Here is a 15,860-nt window from a genome sequence, read left to right as displayed (position 1 = left end):
GGCCGGCCGCCCCCCACTGCGGCCGGGCGCGGCCAGCGCGGGCGCAGGCGGGTGCCGCGCCCGCGGACCGCCGGGCGGGTGCGCGGCGGCGCCGCCGGCTCCCGGCCCCTTGGTGTCAGACCCGCGTCAGACCCGCGCGGCGTCCTGCCCCTCGGCGTCCGTCGCGGCCGCACCCGGCTCGGTGGCGCCGTCTGCCCGCTGCATCCGCACGACGGCACGTCGCGCGACGAACGTGCCGACCGCGCCGAGCAGCAGCACCACCATGAGGAAGTACATGCCGGCCTCGGTGGTCCCGGTCGCCTGGGTGAAGAGGCCCACCACGTACGGGCCGATGAAGCCACCGAGGTTGCCGAACGAGTTGATGGCCGCGATCGCCACGGCGGCCGTGGCCCCGGCGAGCACGCCGCTCGGCAGGGACCAGAAGACGCCCGCGATGGAGTACACGCAGAACGCCGCGAGAGACAGGGCGGCGAGCTGCAGCACCGGCGACGCGACGGCCGCGCTCGCGCCCATGCCGATCGCGGACCCGACGAACAGGCAGGCGAGCGGCACCCAGTTGTCCCGGAAGTGACGGGCCGCCCAGCGCGACGTCACCAGCACGCCCACGAGCGCGAACAGGTACGGGACGTCGGTGAGGATCCCGGTCTGCAGGGTGGAGGTGGAGAACTGGTTCACCACCTGCGGCAGCCAGAACGACAGGCCGTACACGCCCACGGTCGAGGGGAAGAACAGCAGGGCGAAGACCAGCACCCGCTTGTCGATCAGCGTGCGCAGCGGGTTCTTCCCGTCCTCCTGCTTGCGCTCCGCCTTGTCCTTCTCGAGCTCGTGCTCGATCCAGTCGGCCTCGTCCTTCGTCAGCCACTTCGCGACGCGCGGCGTCTCCGGCAGGAACTTCCAGGTCGGGATCGCCATGAGCACGGCGGCCACGCCCACGACGAGGAACAGCCACTGCCAGCCGGACATGCCGAGCCCGGACACGCCGAGCAGCCAGCCGGCCAGCGGCGACATGATGATGAAGGCGAGCGGCGCCGAGATCACGAACGTGCCCGTCGCCTTCGTCCGGTGCCGGTGCGGGAACCACGTGGTGAGGTAGAAGATCACGCCGGGGTAGAACCCGGCCTCGGCGACGCCGAGGAGGAAGCGCAGCACGTAGAAGCTGATCGGCCCCTGCGTGAGGGCCATCGCGGCGGTGATGATGCCCCAGGTGACGAGGATGCGCACGAACCACATCCGCGGCCCGTACTTCTGCATCAGGACGTTGCTCGGCACCTCGAACAGGAAGTAAGCGATGAAGAACAGCCCGGCGCCGAGGCCGAACGCCGCGTCGCCGATGCCGACGTCCGCGCCCATGCTGAGCTGGGCGAACCCGACGGCGGAGCGGTCGATGTAGGCCACCGTGTAGAGGGCCACCAGCAGCGGCAGCAGCCGCATCGTGACCTTCCGGACGAGGGCGGGCTCGTTGACCTGTGTCACGTTCGAAGACTCCTGTGTCTCGTGCGGGGCACGGCTCGACGACGGGCCGTGCACGGGGCGCGGCGCGACCCCGACGGGGTCGCGCCGCGGTGGGTGGGAGGTCAGGCGGGCGACGGCCCGAGCGAGCGGACCAGGCGACCCATCTCGCTGTACGCCTTGTTGCGGTGGGCGACCAGCGCCTTGACCTGCTCGGGCGTGTAGTCCTTGAGAAGGCCCTTGCCGTTCTTCACGCCCCGGCGGTCGCCGGCGACGGCGTCCTGGATGAGCGCGGGCGTGCTGAGCCGCTCGCCGAACGCCTCCTCGAACGTCCGGAAGCCGCCGGCGTACACGTCGAGGCCTGCCTGGTCGGCGATGGCGAACGGACCGAAGAAGCCCAGGCGGAAGCCGAACGTCGTGCGGACGACGGTGTCGATGTCCTCGGGCGAAGCGATGCCCTCCTCGGCGATCGACATCGCCTCCTTGAGCAGCACGTACTGCAGCCGGTTGAGGACGAAGCCGGGCACGTCGGCGACGATCGCGGCCTCCCGGCCGGCCTTCGCGAGCAGCTCCTTGACCACGGGCACGACGGCCTCGTCGGTCCGCTCCCCCAGCACGAGCTCGACGCCCGGGATGAAGGGGGCCGGGTTCGAGAAGTGCACGGTGAGGAACCGCTCCGGGTTCTTCACGGCGGTCGCGAGCACCCGGGCGGGGATCGTCGACGTGTTCGACCCGATGATCGCGTCCTCGCGGGCCGCCGCGGAGATCCGGCCGAGCACGTCGTGCTTGACGTCGACGGACTCGAACACGACCTCCTCGACGAAGTCGACGTCGGCGACGGCGTCCTCGATCGACGGGGCGGTGCTCAGGTTCGTGCGGATCGTCTCCGTCGCCCCGGCGTCGTACAGCCCGGCGTCCTCGAACTCCTGCGCCTCCGCGAGCAGGCGCGCGAACGCCGCCTGGGTCGCCTCGGCGGAGACGTCGGCGATCGTGACGGGCAGGCCCGCGAGCGCGAGCGACTGCGCGATGCCGCCTCCCATGTAGCCGGCACCGATCACGGCGACGCTGCTGATGCTGGTGACCATCGTTGCTTCCTCTCTCGTGGTCCAGTCTGTGGCGGTCACGGCCGAGCGGCCGAATCCGCAGGTCGCGCGGCCGCGGCCTCGTCGAGCACGTCGCGCAGGGCGGCGACGTCGTGGGCGAAACGCCCCAGGAACACACCGTCGACAGCGCCCGCGAGCGCGGTGAGCGTGCCCGGTCCGGCCGCCCCGCCGTAGACCACGCGGCCCTCGACGCCGAGCGCGTCGAGCCGCTCGCGCAGCGCGTGCGCGACCGTCACGACGTGCTCGGCGGGTGCCGGCCGCGGGGCGCCGATCGCCCAGACGGGCTCGTACCCGACGACGACGTCCCGCGTCGCCGAGCCGCGCAGCGCGCTCTCGAGCTGGTCGGCGGCGACGGCCGCCGCGTCCTGCGGGGCGACCTGGTGCTCCTCACCCACGCAGAGCAGCGGGGTGAGTCCCGCCTCCGCGAGGCGGGCGACCTTGGCCCGCACGACGTCGTCGTCCTCGTGGAACGCGGCGCGCCGCTCGGCGTGCCCGACGACGGCGAACCGGCAGCCGAGCTCGGCGAGCAGGGCGGCGGTGACCTCGCCGGTCTGGGCGCCCTGCGCCCCGGGCGCGACGTCCTGCGCACCCCAGGCCACCCGCGTGCCCGCCAGCAGGCGGGCGGCCGCGGGCAGCAGCGGGAACGACGGCAGGACGGCGAGCTCGACGTCGCCCGCCGCGGCGGCGTCCGCCACCTCGGCGACCTCGGTCAGCCAGCGCTCCGTGTCGGCGGCCCCGAGATAGGCCTTGAGCGAGACGGCGACGAGCGGGCGGCGCGTCATCCGCAGGACCCGGCGGGCTCCGGGACGGCCCCGGTTCCCGCGCCGGACTCGACCTCGCCGATCGCCGCGACCTTGGGCGCGGACGCCGACGTCGGGTCGAACCGGTAGCCCAGCCACTCGCGCAGCAGCCGGCGGGCGAGCTCGATGCCCACGACGCGCTGCCCGAAGCACAGCACCTGGGCGTCGTTGGACAGCACCGCGCGCTCGACCGAGAACGAGTCGTGGGCGGTCACGGCGCGGACGCCCGGCACCTTGTTGGCGGCGATCGCGACGCCGAGCCCCGTGCCGCACACGAGGAGCGCACGGTCGGCCTTCCCCTCGGCGACGAGGCGCGCGGCGGCCGCCCCCACGTAGGGGTACGGGGTGTGCTCGTCGCCGCCGACACCGACGTCGGTCACGGAGACCACACGGTCGTCAGCCTCGAGGTCGGCCTTGAGCAGCTCCTTGTAGTCGAACCCGGCGTCGTCCGAGCCGACGACGACCCGCAGGGCCTGCGGCGTCTCCGGGCTCGTCTCCTGGGCCGTTCCCTGGGCCGTTCCCTGGGCCGTCGTCATCGTGCCGCCACCTCCACGTCGTCGAAGCTGACGCCGAGCGCGTCCCCGACCTCCGCGAGGAGGAGCGCGAGCGACGTCGCCCCCGGGTCGGCGACCCCGAGGCTCTTGTCCCCCAGCACGCGCGAGCGACCGCGGCGTGCCGTGATGTCCTTGGTGCTGGCCGCGCCGTCCCGGGCGGCCCCCACGGCCGCCCGCCAGGCGTCGGGCGCCGCCGCACCGTTCCCGTGCGCCGCGGCCAGCGCCGCGACGGCGGGGTCGAGGGCGTCCACGAGCGTCTTGTCGCCCGGCCGGGCCCCGCCCACCGCACAGACCTCGTCGCGTGCGGCGCGCACACCGTCGACGACGTGGGCGCCCGTCAGCGTCCCGTCGGCGGGCAGCCGGTCGGCGAGGGCGAGCAGGCCGACGCCCCACAGGGCCCCCGACGTGCCGCCCGCGCGGTCGGCCCACCGGTCCGCGGCACGCCGCAGCACGGACGGGGCGTCCGCCCCGGCGACCAACGCCTCGTCGGCCGCCTCGACCGCCGCGTCGACGCCGCGGCACATGCCGCGGCCGTGGTCGCCGTCGCCGGCGACCGCGTCGAGCGCGCCGAGCTCGTCCTCCGCACCGTGCAGGACCTCCTGCGCGCGGTGCAGCGCACGGACCACGAGGCGCGCCGCCGCGGCGCCCTCGTCCGAGGTCGCGACCACGAGCGGCGGCTCCGGCTCGGTGGCGACGTCGGGCGCGGCCGTCACCGGCGCCGCGCGCCAGCCCCCGTGCCGGAAGGCGGGCGTGGTCGCCGGTGCGAGCCACAGCGGCTCGAGCTCGTCGTCGAGCCACGTGACGGTGAGCGAGCACCCCGCCATGTCGAGGCTCGTGACGAACTCGCCGACGAGCGGCGCCACCAGCGTCACGCCGCGCTCCGTGAGCAGGTCGTGCACCCGGTCCCAGAGCACGAAGAGCTCCTCGTACTTGACCGTGCCGAGCCCGTTGAGGACGACGGCGGCGCGGCCGTCCGCGTCGTCGGGCCGGTCGGCGAGCACGCGGTCGACGAGCTCGGCGGCCAGGTCCGCGGCCGGCGGCACCGACTCCTCGCCGATCCCGGGCTCGCCGTGGATCCCGAGCCCCCAACCGACCGTCCCCTCCGGGAGGCTGAACAGGGGCGCGTCGGCGCCGGGCAGGGTGCAGCCGTCGAAGGCCACGCCGAAGGAGCGGGTGCGCCCGTTGGCCAGCCCCGCGAGGCGGTCGACCTCGGCCAGGTCCGCACCCGACTCCGCGGCGGCGCCCGCGACCTTGAAGACCACGAGGTCCCCGGCGACGCCGCGGCGCTCCTCGGCGCGGTCGGCGGGCGCGGAGGCGACGTCGTCGGTGACGAGGCGCACGGCCACGTCGACGCCCTGCGCGCGCAGCCGGCTCGCCGCGGCGCCGAAGTTGAGGACGTCCCCGGCGTAGTTGCCGAACGACAGCCAGATGCCGGCCCCGGCGTCGGCGGCCCGGCACACGTCGAGCACCTGGCGCGTGGACGGGGAGGCGAAGACCTCGCCGCACACGGCGGCGTCGGCCACGCCCTCGCCCACGAGCCCGGCGAAGGCCGGGTAGTGGCCGGAGCCTCCGCCGACGACGACGGCGACCTTGCCGGGGCGCGTGCCCTCGGCGCGCGCGACGCCGCCGGGCACGCGGCGCAGGGTGCCGGGGTGGGCCTTGACGAGGCCGCTCAGCGCCTCGCGGGCGAAGTCCTCGGGTCGGTTGTGGACGTACGTCATGGGGTCAGCACCTTTGCTCGTGCGGTGACGGGTGGGCGGCGCGGTGCGCCGGACTGGTCTGCTCAGCGCCCCGCGGAGCGCAGCACGCCGCGGATGTACTCGCGGTTGAGGGCCGCGACGCCGAGGCTGTCCGACCCGTAGTGCTCGCAGACGAACACGCCGTCGAAGCCGAGCTCGAGCGCCTGCCGGATCATCACGCGGTAGTTGACGACGCCCTGCACCAGCGGGGTCGGGTGGGTCGCGTAGGCGCCCGTCGCCAGGTCCACGTCGCGCGTGTAGTTCTTGATGTGCCAGAAGTTCGTGTGCGGCAGCACCTTCTCGAACATCGTCGGGATGTCCTCGATCTCCCGGTGCAGCCGCACGAGGTTGCCCAGGTCGGGGTTGAGCCCCACGTTGTCGCGGTCGACGTCCTCGAGGAACCGCACGGCAAGGTCCGGCGTGCCGATGTAGGTGTCCTCGTACATCTCGAGGCTGACCCGCACCCCTACCTCGGCCGCGTGGTCGGCGAGCTCGCGGATGCGCCGGACGGCCAGGTCGCGGTTCTCGACGTCGCCGAGGTCGTCGTGGTGGCCCTCGGCCAGCCAGAACCACAGCGCCTTCTCCTGGGCCGGCGTGAGCGCCTGCATGAACCCGAAGTTCACGACCTCGGCGCCGAGCGCCGGCGCGCGGTCGATGATCGTGTGGCCGAAGCGCAGGTAGTCCTCGCCGCGAGCGGTGTCGACGACGCTCCGGCGCGTCGTGGACACGGACGGGACGGCGAGGCCGACCTCCTTGAGGACCACGAGCAGCTCGGCGAACCGGGCGTCGGTCATCTCCCCGATCGACAGCCACGCGTCGGTGGGGTCGACGTCCGCGAACCCGAGGTCGGCGACCTGCTGGAGCTGCCCGCGCCAGGACTCGGCGGGGGCGTCGACGTTGGGGGTGCCGTCGGCCGCGGTGGAGCCGAAGGACAGCATGTTGGCGGCGATGGGCCAGGTGTCCGCAGTGCGCAAGGAGATCTCCGTCGATCGTCGAATCGTGTTTCCTATAGGAAACACGGCGACGCCCCGAGGTGTCAACCGACTCGATCTCACCCGCCGCGCGCCGCGCACCCCGGGGCATCTGCTTGACGGCGGCGTCCGCAGCCCCTAACTTGGATGGAAAGCGCATTCCCGTACGCGTCGCCGCCACCGACGAGACGCACCGACGAAGGAGTCCCGAGTGAGCACCACACCCCCGCGCACGCTGCGCATCGCGATGAACGGCGTCACGGGCCGCATGGGCTACCGCCAGCACCTCGTGCGCTCGATCCTGCCGATCCGCGAGCAGGGCGGCGTCGAGCTGCCCGACGGCTCCCGCGTGCAGGTGGAGCCCGTGCTCGTGGGCCGCAACGAGTCCAAGCTGGCCGAGCTGGCCGCGCAGCACGGGGTCGAGGAGTACACGACCGACCTCGACGGGATCATCGCCGACCCGAGCACGGACATCGTGTTCGACGCCTCGATGACGTCGCTGCGCGCCAAGACGCTCACCAAGGCGATGCAGGCAGGCAAGCACGTCTACACCGAGAAGCCGACCGCCGAGACGCTGGCCGAGGCCGTCGAGCTCGCCCGCCTGCGCGAGGAGACCGGCGTCACCGCCGGCGTCGTGCACGACAAGCTGTACCTGCCGGGCCTGGTCAAGCTGCGCCGCCTCGTGGACGAGGGCTTCTTCGGCCGCATCCTGTCGCTGCGGGGCGAGTTCGGCTACTGGGTGTTCGAGGGCGAGCACCAGGCGGCCCAGCGCCCGTCGTGGAACTACCGCAAGGAGGACGGCGGCGGCATGACCACGGACATGTTCTGCCACTGGAACTACGTCCTCGAGGGCATCCTCGGCGCGGTCAAGACCGTCAACGCCCAGACCACCACCCACATCCCGACCCGCTGGGACGAGCAGGGCAAGGAGTACGCCGCCACCGCCGACGACGCCGCGTACGGCATCTTCGAGATCGAGACGCCGGGCGGCGACCCGGTCGTGGCGCAGATCAACTCCTCCTGGGCCGTGCGCGTCTACCGCGACGAGCTCGTCGAGTTCCAGGTGGACGGCACGCACGGCTCCGCCGTCGCCGGCCTGCGCAAGTGCGTCGCGCAGCAGCGAGCGCACACCCCCAAGCCCGTGTGGAACCCGGACCTGCCCGTCACCGAGCCGTTCCGCGACCAGTGGCTCGAGGTACCCGCCAACGCCGACCTCGACAACGGCTTCAAGCTGCAGTGGGAGGAGTTCCTGCGCGACGTCGTCGCCGGGCGCCCGCACCGCTTCGACCTGCTGTCCGCCGCGCGCGGCGTGCAGCTCGCCGAGCTGGGCCTGCGGTCGTCGGCCGAGGGCCGCCGCCTCGACGTCCCGGAGATCTCCCTGTGACCGCCCCCACCCTCAACCCCGCGCTCGCCCCGGAGCTGGCGCCCAGCGGCGTCACCGTGCGCCTGCCCCGGTTCGACGCCGCGGGTCGCGCCACCGGCACGGAGGTGCGCGAGCTCAACGCGCCGGGCCCGTGGCACGCCCCGGCCGCTCCGATCACGTCGCGCGTGGCCTTCGCCGCGGCGCACGTGGTGCCGCAGGTCGGCGCCGAGAACGTGCCGGGCGCGCCCGCCGTCGTCGACTGGGACGCGACGCTCGCCTACCGGCACGAGATCTGGCGCTTCGGGCTCGGCGTCGCCGACGCCATGGACACCGCCCAGCGCGGGATGGGCCTGGACTGGGCCGCGACGCAGGAGCTCGTGCGCCGGTCGTCGGCCGAGGCCGCGTCCGTCGGCGCGCGCATCGCGTGCGGCGCGGGCACCGACCAGCTCGACCCCGCGTCGGTCGAGCCCGGCGAGGCGGGCCTCGCCGCCGTGACCGACGCCTACCGCGAGCAGGTGCACGTGGTGCAGGACGCCGGCGCGCAGGTCATCGTCATGGCGTCGCGCGCGCTGGCGAAGGTGGCCCGCTCGCCCGAGGACTACGCCCGCGTCTACGACGCCGTGCTGGCCGAGGCCGAGCGGCCCGTCGTCCTGCACTGGCTGGGCACGATGTTCGACCCGGCCCTCGCGGGCTACTGGGGGTCCGACGACGTCGCCTCCGCGACCGCCACGTTCCTCGACCTCATCCGGGCCCACCAGGACAAGGTCGACGGCGTCAAGGTGTCGCTGCTCGACGCGCAGCACGAGATCGGGCTGCGCCGGGCGCTGGCCGGCCTCGACGGCTCGCCCGTGCGCCTGTACACCGGCGACGACTTCAACTACCCGGAGCTGATCGCGGGTGACGAGCGGGGCCGCTCCGACGCCCTGCTCGGGATCTTCGCGGCGATCTACCCGGCCGCGTCCACCGCGCTGCAGGCGTTCGACGCCGGGGAGGCCGGCGACCCGGACGGCGCGGCACGCGGGCACGCGATCCTCGCCTCGACCGAGAAGCTGGGCCGGCACATCTTCGCGGCGCCGACCTACTACTACAAGACGGGCGTGGCGTTCCTGTCGTGGCTGAACGGCTTCCAGGCCGGCTTCCAGCTCGTGGGCGGGCTGCAGTCGGGCCGCTCGCTGGCGCACCTGGTGGAGCTGGCCCGCCTCGCCGACGGCTGTGGCATGCTGCTCGACCCGGCGCTGGCCGCCCGCCGCCTGGACGCCCTGCTGGTGACGAACGGGGTCTCCGCATGAGCGCCGCGGGAGCCGACCTGAGCCGCTGCTCGCTCAACACCGCCACGGTCAAGCACGCCACGCTCGCCGAGGCGGTCGACGCCGCGGCCTCGGCCGGTCTCGGCGCCGTCGGCCTGTGGCGCCACCAGGTGCAGGAGCACGGCGCGGACAAGGCGGCACGCATCGTGTCGGACGCCGGCCTGCGCGTCTCGTCGCTGTGCCGCGGCGGGTTCCTCACGGCCGCGGACGAGGCGGGCATCGCCGCTGCCCTCGACGACAACAAGCGCGCCATCGAGGAGACGGCAGGCGTCGGCACCCGCGAGCTGGTGTTCGTCGTCGGCGGCCTGCCCGCCCTCAGCGAGCCCGGCCGCGGCCCGCGGCCCGACGCCGGTCCGGGCGACCGCGACGTCGTCGCCGCCCGCGCCCGCGTGGCGGACCGGATCGCCGAGCTCGCGCCGTTCGCGGCCGAGCACGACGTGCGGATCGTGCTCGAGGCGCTGCACCCGATGTTCGCCGCCGACCGCGCGGTGATCTCCACCCTCGGGCAGGCGCTCGACCTCGCGGCGCCGTTCGCGCCCGAGACCGTGGGCGTCGTCGTCGACACCTACCACGTGTGGTGGGACCCGCGGCTGCGCGAGTCGATCGCGCGGGCCGGGGCGGAGGGCCGGATCGCGGGGTACCAGGTCTGCGACTGGAACCTGCCGCTGGCCGCCGACCCGCTCAACTCCCGCGGCCACGTGGGCGACGGGTACGTCGACTTCCCGACGATCTCGCGCTGGGTCGCCGAAGCGGGCTACACCGGGGACGTCGAGACCGAGATCTTCAACGAGGAGATCTGGGCCGAGGACCCGCGCGACACCGCCCGCACGGTCGGCGAGCGGTACGCGCGGCACGTGCTGCCGCACCTCTAGGCCCGCCCTCCAGCACACCGGGCCTTGACACCCCGGTGCGGGCCTGTCGCCGACGCCGGCCCGCCGCACGACGCCCCGTCGCCTCCCCGGGCGGCGGGGCGTCGTCGTGCGCGGCGCAGGATCCGCACCGGTCAGGAATGGAGAAGCGCCGCCGGGGAGCCGCTCCCTAGCCTGGGACCCGACGGTGCGGCACGGCGCCGCACCACCAGCCGGGAGGAACGACATGGCCACGTCCGAGGGACTGAGCGCCGACGAGCGCGCCGCCGTGAAGCAGCGCGCCAAGGAGCTGCGCGAGCAGGAGAAGGCCGGCAGGAACCGCGCCGCGGGCGAGAAGGCGGTGCGCGAGGCGATCGAGCCGCTCGAGGGCACCGACCGGGACATCGCCGAGGGGCTGTGCCGGGTCGTCGCCGCGGTCGCACCCGACCTCGTGCCGAAGACGTACTACGGCATGCCCGGCTTCGCGGACGCCGCCGGCAAGATGGTCGTGTTCGTGCAGCCCGCCGCGAAGTTCGGGACGCGCTACGCGACGGTCGGCTTCGACCCCGCGGCACACCTCGACGACGGCGACTTCTGGCCGACCGCCTTCGCGGTGCTGGCCTGGACCCCGGCCTTCGAGGAGCGGCTCACCGCGCTGGTGCGCACCGCGGCGGCCTGACCGGGGAGGCAAGGTCGTCCGGGGCCCGACCACTATCTTGCGACGCAAGAGACTGCTATCTTGTGACGCATGGTACCGACCTCGGACGCCGTCCTCACCCAGCTCCGCAAGGGAGTCGTGGAGTACTGCGTCCTGGCCTGCCTGCGGTCGGGGCCGGCGTACGGCCTCGAGCTCGCCGAGCGCCTCGGCGCCACGAGCACCCTGCTGACCAGCGAGGGCACCCTGTACCCGCTGCTCTCCCGGCTGCGCCAGCAGGGCTGGGTCACGACGACGCAGGTCGCGTCCCCGATGGGCCCGCCGCGCCGGTACTACGAGCTCACGGCCGAGGGGCAGGCAGCTCTCGAGACGTTCACCGCCACCTGGGCCCGGTTCACGGAAGACGTCCGCACGACCCTGGAGCCCCGATGACCACGACCCCCGCGTTCCCCCCTCTGATCGAGGCGTACCTCGCCGACCTCGAGCGCGCTCTCGCGGCGAGCGAGCCTCGCGAGCGCGCCGAGACGCTCGCCGCGGTGCAGGAGCACGCGGCCGAGTCCCTCGCGCTGCACGGCTCCGACGACGCCGGCGCGCGCCGCGTGCTCGACGAGCTGGGCCCGGTGGACGCCATCGCCGCCGCGTCGACCCCCGCCTCCCCCGCCGCCGCGGCACCCGGGGCGGCGACCACCACGCCCGCCGCCGACGTCTGGCTGGTCGTGCTCGCCGTCGCCTCGCTGGCGCTCTTCGTGGTCCCGCCCGTGGCCGCCGCCGCGGTGGTCTGGGCGCTGGTCCGGCTCCGTTCCGGCGCCGGGAACCGCGGCCTGCAACGGCTCGCGCTCGTCGTGGGCGCCGTCTCCTTCGCCGGAGCCGTGGCGCTCGTCGTGTCGCACGTGCTGGCCGGCTGAGGCCCCCGCCGGCCCGCTCCGTCACGTCCAGGCGTTCCCTCCGGCGGAAACCGGTTGCTAGGCTGGGCACAGCACGGCGGGAACCGGTTTCTCACGGTTTCTCGCCGACTGTCCCAGCGACGTGACGGAAGGCGACCATGACCCACTACAGCAACCCGGTCCTCGACGCGGACTGGCCGGACCCCGACGCGGTGCGCGTCGGGGACGACTACTGGCTGATCGCGTCCAGCTTCAACCGTGCCCCCGGGCTGCCCGTGCTGCACTCGCGCGACCTCGTGTCCTGGCGGCACGTGGCGAACGCGCTGCCCGCCCTGCCGCCCGCCGGTCACTACGCGCTCCCCCGGCACGGCTCCGGGGTGTGGGCGCCCAGCCTGCGTCACCACGACGGCCTGTTCTGGATCGTGTACCCGGACCCGGACCACGGGATCTTCGTCCTCACCGCGGCCGACCCGCGCGGCCCGTGGTCCGCGCCGTGGTGCCTGCTCCCGGGCCAGGGCCTCATCGACCCGTGCCCCCTGTGGGACGACGACGGCCGCGCCTACCTCGTGCACGGCTGGGCCAAGAGCCGCGCCGGGGTGAAGAACCGCCTGACGGTGGTCGAGGTGGACCCCGGGCTGCGCCGTGCCGTCGGGCCCGCGCGCACCGTGGTCGACGGCGACGAGCTGCCGGGCTTCCGCACGCTGGAGGGCCCCAAGCTGTACCACCGCGACGGCTGGTACTGGATCTTCGCGCCGGCCGGCGGCGTCGCGACCGGCTACCAGGTCGCCTTCCGCGCGCGGTCGGTGTGGGGCCCGTACGAGCACCGCGTGGTGCTGGCCCAGGGCGACACCCCGGTCAACGGCCCGCACCAGGGCGCGTGGGTGGACACCCCGGACGGCGACGACTGGTTCCTGCACTTCCAGGACCGCGACGTCTTCGGCCGCGTGGTGCACCTGCAGCCGATGCGGTGGGACGACGACGGCTGGCCGGTGCTGGGCGACGCGGGCTCCCCGGTGCTCACGCACCCGACGCCCGTGCCGGGCGCCGAGCCGGGCGAGCCGGTGCGCAGCGACGACTTCGCGTCGCCGGGCCTCGCGCCCCGCTGGCACTGGCAGGCGAACCCCGTCGAGGGCTGGGCCGTGGCCGACGGCGGCGGCACGCTGCGCCTGCCCGCCCAGCCCACGCCCCGGGGCAACCTGCGCGACCAGGGCGCCGTCCTGAGCCAGCAGCTGCCGGGGCAGCCGAGCACGTGGGAGACCCGCGTCGGCCTCGCGGGCGACGCCCCCGGCACCCGGGCCGGCGTCGTCGTCCTGGGCCGCGAGTACGCCTGGGCGGGACTGGTGCGCACGCCGGGCGGGATCGAGGTGACCGTGCGGCGCGGCGGCACCTACGGCGACGAGGAGGTCCTCGCGCAGGAGCCCGTGCCCACGGGCGCGACGGGCGTCGTGCTGCGCACCGCCGTCGACGCCGAGGGCCGCGTCACCTGGGCCTGGCGGGACGACGCCCTGCCGGGGCACGACGACGCGGAGTGGCACGAGCCCGCGCCGCCGTGGCAGTCGGTCGTCGGCCACTGGATCGGCGCCGAGGTCGGCCTGTTCGCGAGCGCCCCGCTCGGGGCCGACCTGCGGCCGGGCGACGGCGGCACCTTCGGCCCGGTGCACGTCACCGTGGCCGGGAAGGACGCCTGATGGCCCGCTCGGGCGGCCCCACCATCGACGAGGTGGCGGCCGCGGCCGGGGTGTCGCGGGCCACGGTCTCGCGGGTGATGAACGGCCGGGCCAGCGTCGCGCGGGACATCGCCGAGCGCGTGCGCGTCGCCGCGAAGGACCTGCGCTACCAGCCCAGCCGGGTGGCGCGCAGCCTGTCGCTGGGCCGCACCAACTCCGTCGCGCTGGTCGTGCCCGACCTGGCGAACCCGATGTTCCAGCAGATCCTGCGCGGCACGATGGCGGCGGCCGCGCCGCACGACTACCGCGTCCTGGTGGCCGACACGGCCGAGAACACCGCCGACGAGGCCGAGGTGGCGCTCGAGGCGCGACAGCGGTGCGACGCGCTGGTGCTCGCCGCCCCGCGCACGTCCGAGGACGCGCTGCTGGAGCTCCTGCCGCGGCTCGAGCCGGTGGTCGTGGTCAACCGGCACGTGCCCGGCCTCACCGTGCCGAGCGTGCGCGTCGACTACGCGGCGGGCGTGCGGAGCATGGTGGACCACCTGGTCGCGCTCGGGCACCGCGAGCTCGCGTACGTCGCCGGCCCCCGATCGAGCGCGTCGAACGGGCTGCGGGCCCGCGCCCTCGACGACGCGCGCGAGCGGCACCCGGGTCTGCGCGTCACGACCGTGCCGTGCGGCCCCACCGTGGACGCCGGGTACCGCGCGGCGGACGCCGTGCTGGCGACCGGCGCGACGGGCGTCGTCGCGTTCAACGACCTGGTCGCGTTCGGCCTCCTCGCGCGCCTCAACGAGGCCGGCGTGGCGGTGCCGGGGGACATCTCGATCGGCGGCTTCGACGACATCGAGCTCGCCCGCTACGCGACGCCGTCGCTGACCACGGCCGCGGTGCCGCAGGCCGATCTCGGCCGCCGTGCCTGGGAGCTGCTGCACGCCCGCGTGCTCGGCACCGAGCGCACGCGGCTCGGTGCCGAGGGCATCGCCGTGCACGTGACACCGGGGCTGGTGGTGCGGGGCAGCACGGGGCCCGTGCCGCCCGCGCGCCGGCTCGGCGTGACGTCGGCGGACCTCGCGGGGCGCGCGCACGCCCGTGACGACTCGGTCCGGGCCCGGTGGCGGCCCGTCGACGACGACTGGGTGCTCGGCGTCGGCGACGACCGGCCCCTGGGCCGGTACTCGCGCGGTGACGGGATGCCCGGCGTGCACAGCCCACGGCCCTTCCTGCACCCGGTGCACTCGGCGCAGGGCGTGGCGATGACGACGAAGAGCCCGCTGGACCACCGCCACCACTACGGCGTCTCGATGGCGGTGGCCGACGTGGACGGCACCAGCCACTGGGGCGGGCGCACCTACGTGCGCGACCAGGGGCCGACGCTGCTCGCGAACCATGGCCGCCAGGAGGCCGGGCGCACGGAGGTGACCGACGACGGCGCCACCCTGACCCAGCGGCTGCGCTGGCTGGACGAGCGCGGCGGCGTGCAGCTGACGGAGGAGCGGCGCCTCACCGCCGTCGTGCTGCCGGAGGTCGACGCGTGGGCGCTCGGCTGGCACGGCAGCCTGCGCGCGGGCGACGCCGACGTCGAGATCGGCAGCCCGGCGACCAACGGCCGGCCCGGCGCCGGGTACGGCGGCTGGTTCTGGCGCCTCCCGTCGGGCGACGAGGCGTTCGCGCTGAGCCCCGACCGCGGCGGCGACGTGCACGGCTCGCGCAGCCCGTGGGTGGCCGTCGTGCGGCGCACCGGGCCGGCCTGGACCACCCTCGTGCTGGCCCAGGCGTCCGGGGGGCCCGACCCGTGGTTCGCCCGCGTGGGCGACTACGTGGGGCTGGGTCCGGCGCTCGCCTGGGACGCGGTGCGCACGGTGCCTGCGGGGTCGTCGCTCGAGGTCGACGTCGTGGCGGCCGTCGTCGACCGACGCCTCGACATCACCGGGGCAGGCGACGTCGCGGCCCTCGCGGTCGGGCGCGTGGGGGCCGTCACTGCCTGAGCCGGTCGTCGTATCCGGCCGACACCTCGGTCGGGGCGAGCGGGGCGAGTGTTTCTCCGCGGCGACGCGTTCACGGGCGCCAGGGCGCCCTCCACTTCGGGAGGGATACGTCGCCGCGGAGAAACCCTCGCCCCGCTCTTCGTCGAGCCCCTGGCCACGCGGGTCGACGCCGGACCGGCACGACCTCTGATTGGTTCCGGCCGCTGAACTATTGACGCGGGCGCCCTGCTCGGATAGGTTTGTGAGAAACCGGTTTCTGAGGCGTTTCCGGTCGCAGAGCGCGACGGGCACGGGAAGACCGACACCGACGTCGGCCGCACCACGAGCAGCACGACCAGCACGATCCGCACCGCAGGCACCCCCGGGTACCCCGCCGTCGATGACGGGCCCCCGGCCGCCGCCCCCGCTCGTCCCGACCCGAGGGCCACCCGGCCCGAGTCTCACGAGAGGCGCGACGATGCCCTTCAGCGCGGACCATCGACCCACCCCGCACCGCACCCCCACCCCCCGCTCCCACCGCCCGTGGCCGCGAGCC

Annotated in this window: 14 protein-coding genes; 8 read left to right on the top strand and 6 right to left on the bottom strand. The window is 74.9% G+C overall.

Annotation, left to right across the window (positions count from 1 at the left end; all coding sequences use genetic code 11):
- Window positions 1-126: 126 nt before the first annotated feature.
- From ACFQ8Y_RS19255 to ACFQ8Y_RS19230, 6 genes are all read right to left on the bottom strand, one after another.
- Window positions 127-1,473 carry an MFS transporter gene (locus ACFQ8Y_RS19255; protein ID WP_430550697.1) on the bottom strand — a complete coding sequence of 449 codons (1,347 nt, stop codon included), beginning with the start codon at window positions 1,471-1,473 and terminating at the stop codon, window positions 127-129.
- Between the two features lie 101 nt (window positions 1,474-1,574).
- Window positions 1,575-2,534 (bottom strand): 3-hydroxyacyl-CoA dehydrogenase family protein, encoded by a 960-nt coding sequence (locus tag ACFQ8Y_RS19250; protein WP_430586461.1) that lies wholly within the window; start codon window positions 2,532-2,534, stop codon window positions 1,575-1,577.
- A gap of 35 nt (window positions 2,535-2,569) precedes the next feature.
- Window positions 2,570-3,334: a triose-phosphate isomerase family protein gene (locus ACFQ8Y_RS19245; RefSeq protein ID WP_430586460.1), complete on the bottom strand. Its 765-nt coding sequence runs from the start codon at window positions 3,332-3,334 to the stop codon at window positions 2,570-2,572.
- Window positions 3,331-3,888, bottom strand: coding sequence for a ribose-5-phosphate isomerase (locus ACFQ8Y_RS19240; RefSeq protein WP_430550700.1), 558 nt, complete (start codon window positions 3,886-3,888; stop codon window positions 3,331-3,333). Before ACFQ8Y_RS19240 ends, ACFQ8Y_RS19245 begins: the two co-directional genes overlap by 4 nt.
- Window positions 3,885-5,627 carry a dihydroxyacetone kinase family protein gene (locus ACFQ8Y_RS19235; RefSeq protein ID WP_430586459.1) on the bottom strand — a complete coding sequence of 581 codons (1,743 nt, stop codon included), beginning with the start codon at window positions 5,625-5,627 and terminating at the stop codon, window positions 3,885-3,887. Before ACFQ8Y_RS19235 ends, ACFQ8Y_RS19240 begins: the two co-directional genes overlap by 4 nt.
- 62 nt (window positions 5,628-5,689) lie before the next feature.
- Window positions 5,690-6,619, bottom strand: coding sequence for a sugar phosphate isomerase/epimerase family protein (locus ACFQ8Y_RS19230; RefSeq protein WP_430586458.1), 930 nt, complete (start codon window positions 6,617-6,619; stop codon window positions 5,690-5,692).
- 244 nt (window positions 6,620-6,863) lie between these two features.
- Between ACFQ8Y_RS19230 and ACFQ8Y_RS19225 the strand changes: the two genes are divergently transcribed.
- From ACFQ8Y_RS19225 to ACFQ8Y_RS19190, 8 genes are all read left to right on the top strand, one after another.
- Complete coding sequence (locus ACFQ8Y_RS19225) at window positions 6,864-8,000, top strand: Gfo/Idh/MocA family protein (RefSeq protein ID WP_430550775.1); 1,137 nt, start codon at window positions 6,864-6,866, stop codon at window positions 7,998-8,000.
- A 56-nt stretch (window positions 8,001-8,056) separates the two neighbouring features.
- Window positions 8,057-9,268 carry a dihydrodipicolinate synthase family protein gene (locus ACFQ8Y_RS19220; RefSeq protein WP_430586464.1) on the top strand — a complete coding sequence of 404 codons (1,212 nt, stop codon included), beginning with the start codon at window positions 8,057-8,059 and terminating at the stop codon, window positions 9,266-9,268.
- Complete coding sequence (locus tag ACFQ8Y_RS19215) at window positions 9,265-10,158, top strand: sugar phosphate isomerase/epimerase family protein (protein ID WP_430586457.1); 894 nt, start codon at window positions 9,265-9,267, stop codon at window positions 10,156-10,158. The genes ACFQ8Y_RS19220 and ACFQ8Y_RS19215 overlap by 4 nt, the downstream gene beginning before the upstream one ends.
- Window positions 10,159-10,381: 223 nt before the next feature.
- Window positions 10,382-10,813, top strand: coding sequence for a hypothetical protein (locus tag ACFQ8Y_RS19210; protein WP_430550704.1), 432 nt, complete (start codon window positions 10,382-10,384; stop codon window positions 10,811-10,813).
- A gap of 69 nt (window positions 10,814-10,882) precedes the next feature.
- Window positions 10,883-11,221: a PadR family transcriptional regulator gene (locus tag ACFQ8Y_RS19205; protein WP_430563177.1), complete on the top strand. Its 339-nt coding sequence runs from the start codon at window positions 10,883-10,885 to the stop codon at window positions 11,219-11,221.
- Window positions 11,218-11,694 carry an HAAS signaling domain-containing protein gene (locus ACFQ8Y_RS19200; protein ID WP_430586456.1) on the top strand — a complete coding sequence of 159 codons (477 nt, stop codon included), beginning with the start codon at window positions 11,218-11,220 and terminating at the stop codon, window positions 11,692-11,694. Before ACFQ8Y_RS19205 ends, ACFQ8Y_RS19200 begins: the two co-directional genes overlap by 4 nt.
- A 137-nt stretch (window positions 11,695-11,831) precedes the next feature.
- Window positions 11,832-13,361 (top strand): family 43 glycosylhydrolase, encoded by a 1,530-nt coding sequence (locus ACFQ8Y_RS19195; protein ID WP_430586455.1) that lies wholly within the window; start codon window positions 11,832-11,834, stop codon window positions 13,359-13,361.
- Window positions 13,361-15,325 (top strand): DUF6807 family protein, encoded by a 1,965-nt coding sequence (locus ACFQ8Y_RS19190; protein ID WP_430586454.1) that lies wholly within the window; start codon window positions 13,361-13,363, stop codon window positions 15,323-15,325. The genes ACFQ8Y_RS19195 and ACFQ8Y_RS19190 overlap by 1 nt, the downstream gene beginning before the upstream one ends.
- Window positions 15,326-15,860 lie beyond the last annotated feature (535 nt).

Origin of the sequence: Isoptericola sp. NPDC056605 (assembly GCF_042792795.1) — a bacterium.
Classification (GTDB): Bacteria; Actinomycetota; Actinomycetes; order Actinomycetales; family Cellulomonadaceae; genus Isoptericola.
Note: the sequence above shows the minus strand (reverse complement) of the source record. Positions and strands in the feature narration are given on the sequence as shown.

What these genes read in the sequence shown, in the direction of transcription:
- ACFQ8Y_RS19250 (WP_430586461.1), bottom strand. Translation starts at nt 2,534, where the DNA reads ATGGTCACCAGCATCAGCAGCGTCGCCGTGATCGGTGCCGGCTACATG.
- ACFQ8Y_RS19245 (WP_430586460.1), bottom strand. Translation starts at nt 3,334, where the DNA reads ATGACGCGCCGCCCGCTCGTCGCCGTCTCGCTCAAGGCCTATCTCGGG.
- ACFQ8Y_RS19240 (WP_430550700.1), bottom strand. Translation starts at nt 3,888, where the DNA reads ATGACGACGGCCCAGGGAACGGCCCAGGGAACGGCCCAGGAGACGAGC.
- ACFQ8Y_RS19235 (WP_430586459.1), bottom strand. Translation starts at nt 5,627, where the DNA reads ATGACGTACGTCCACAACCGACCCGAGGACTTCGCCCGCGAGGCGCTG.
- ACFQ8Y_RS19225 (WP_430550775.1), top strand. Translation starts at nt 6,864, where the DNA reads ATGAACGGCGTCACGGGCCGCATGGGCTACCGCCAGCACCTCGTGCGC.
- ACFQ8Y_RS19215 (WP_430586457.1), top strand. Translation starts at nt 9,265, where the DNA reads ATGAGCGCCGCGGGAGCCGACCTGAGCCGCTGCTCGCTCAACACCGCC.
- ACFQ8Y_RS19210 (WP_430550704.1), top strand. Translation starts at nt 10,382, where the DNA reads ATGGCCACGTCCGAGGGACTGAGCGCCGACGAGCGCGCCGCCGTGAAG.
- ACFQ8Y_RS19205 (WP_430563177.1), top strand. Translation starts at nt 10,883, where the DNA reads ATGGTACCGACCTCGGACGCCGTCCTCACCCAGCTCCGCAAGGGAGTC.
- ACFQ8Y_RS19200 (WP_430586456.1), top strand. Translation starts at nt 11,218, where the DNA reads ATGACCACGACCCCCGCGTTCCCCCCTCTGATCGAGGCGTACCTCGCC.
- ACFQ8Y_RS19195 (WP_430586455.1), top strand. Translation starts at nt 11,832, where the DNA reads ATGACCCACTACAGCAACCCGGTCCTCGACGCGGACTGGCCGGACCCC.
- ACFQ8Y_RS19190 (WP_430586454.1), top strand. Translation starts at nt 13,361, where the DNA reads ATGGCCCGCTCGGGCGGCCCCACCATCGACGAGGTGGCGGCCGCGGCC.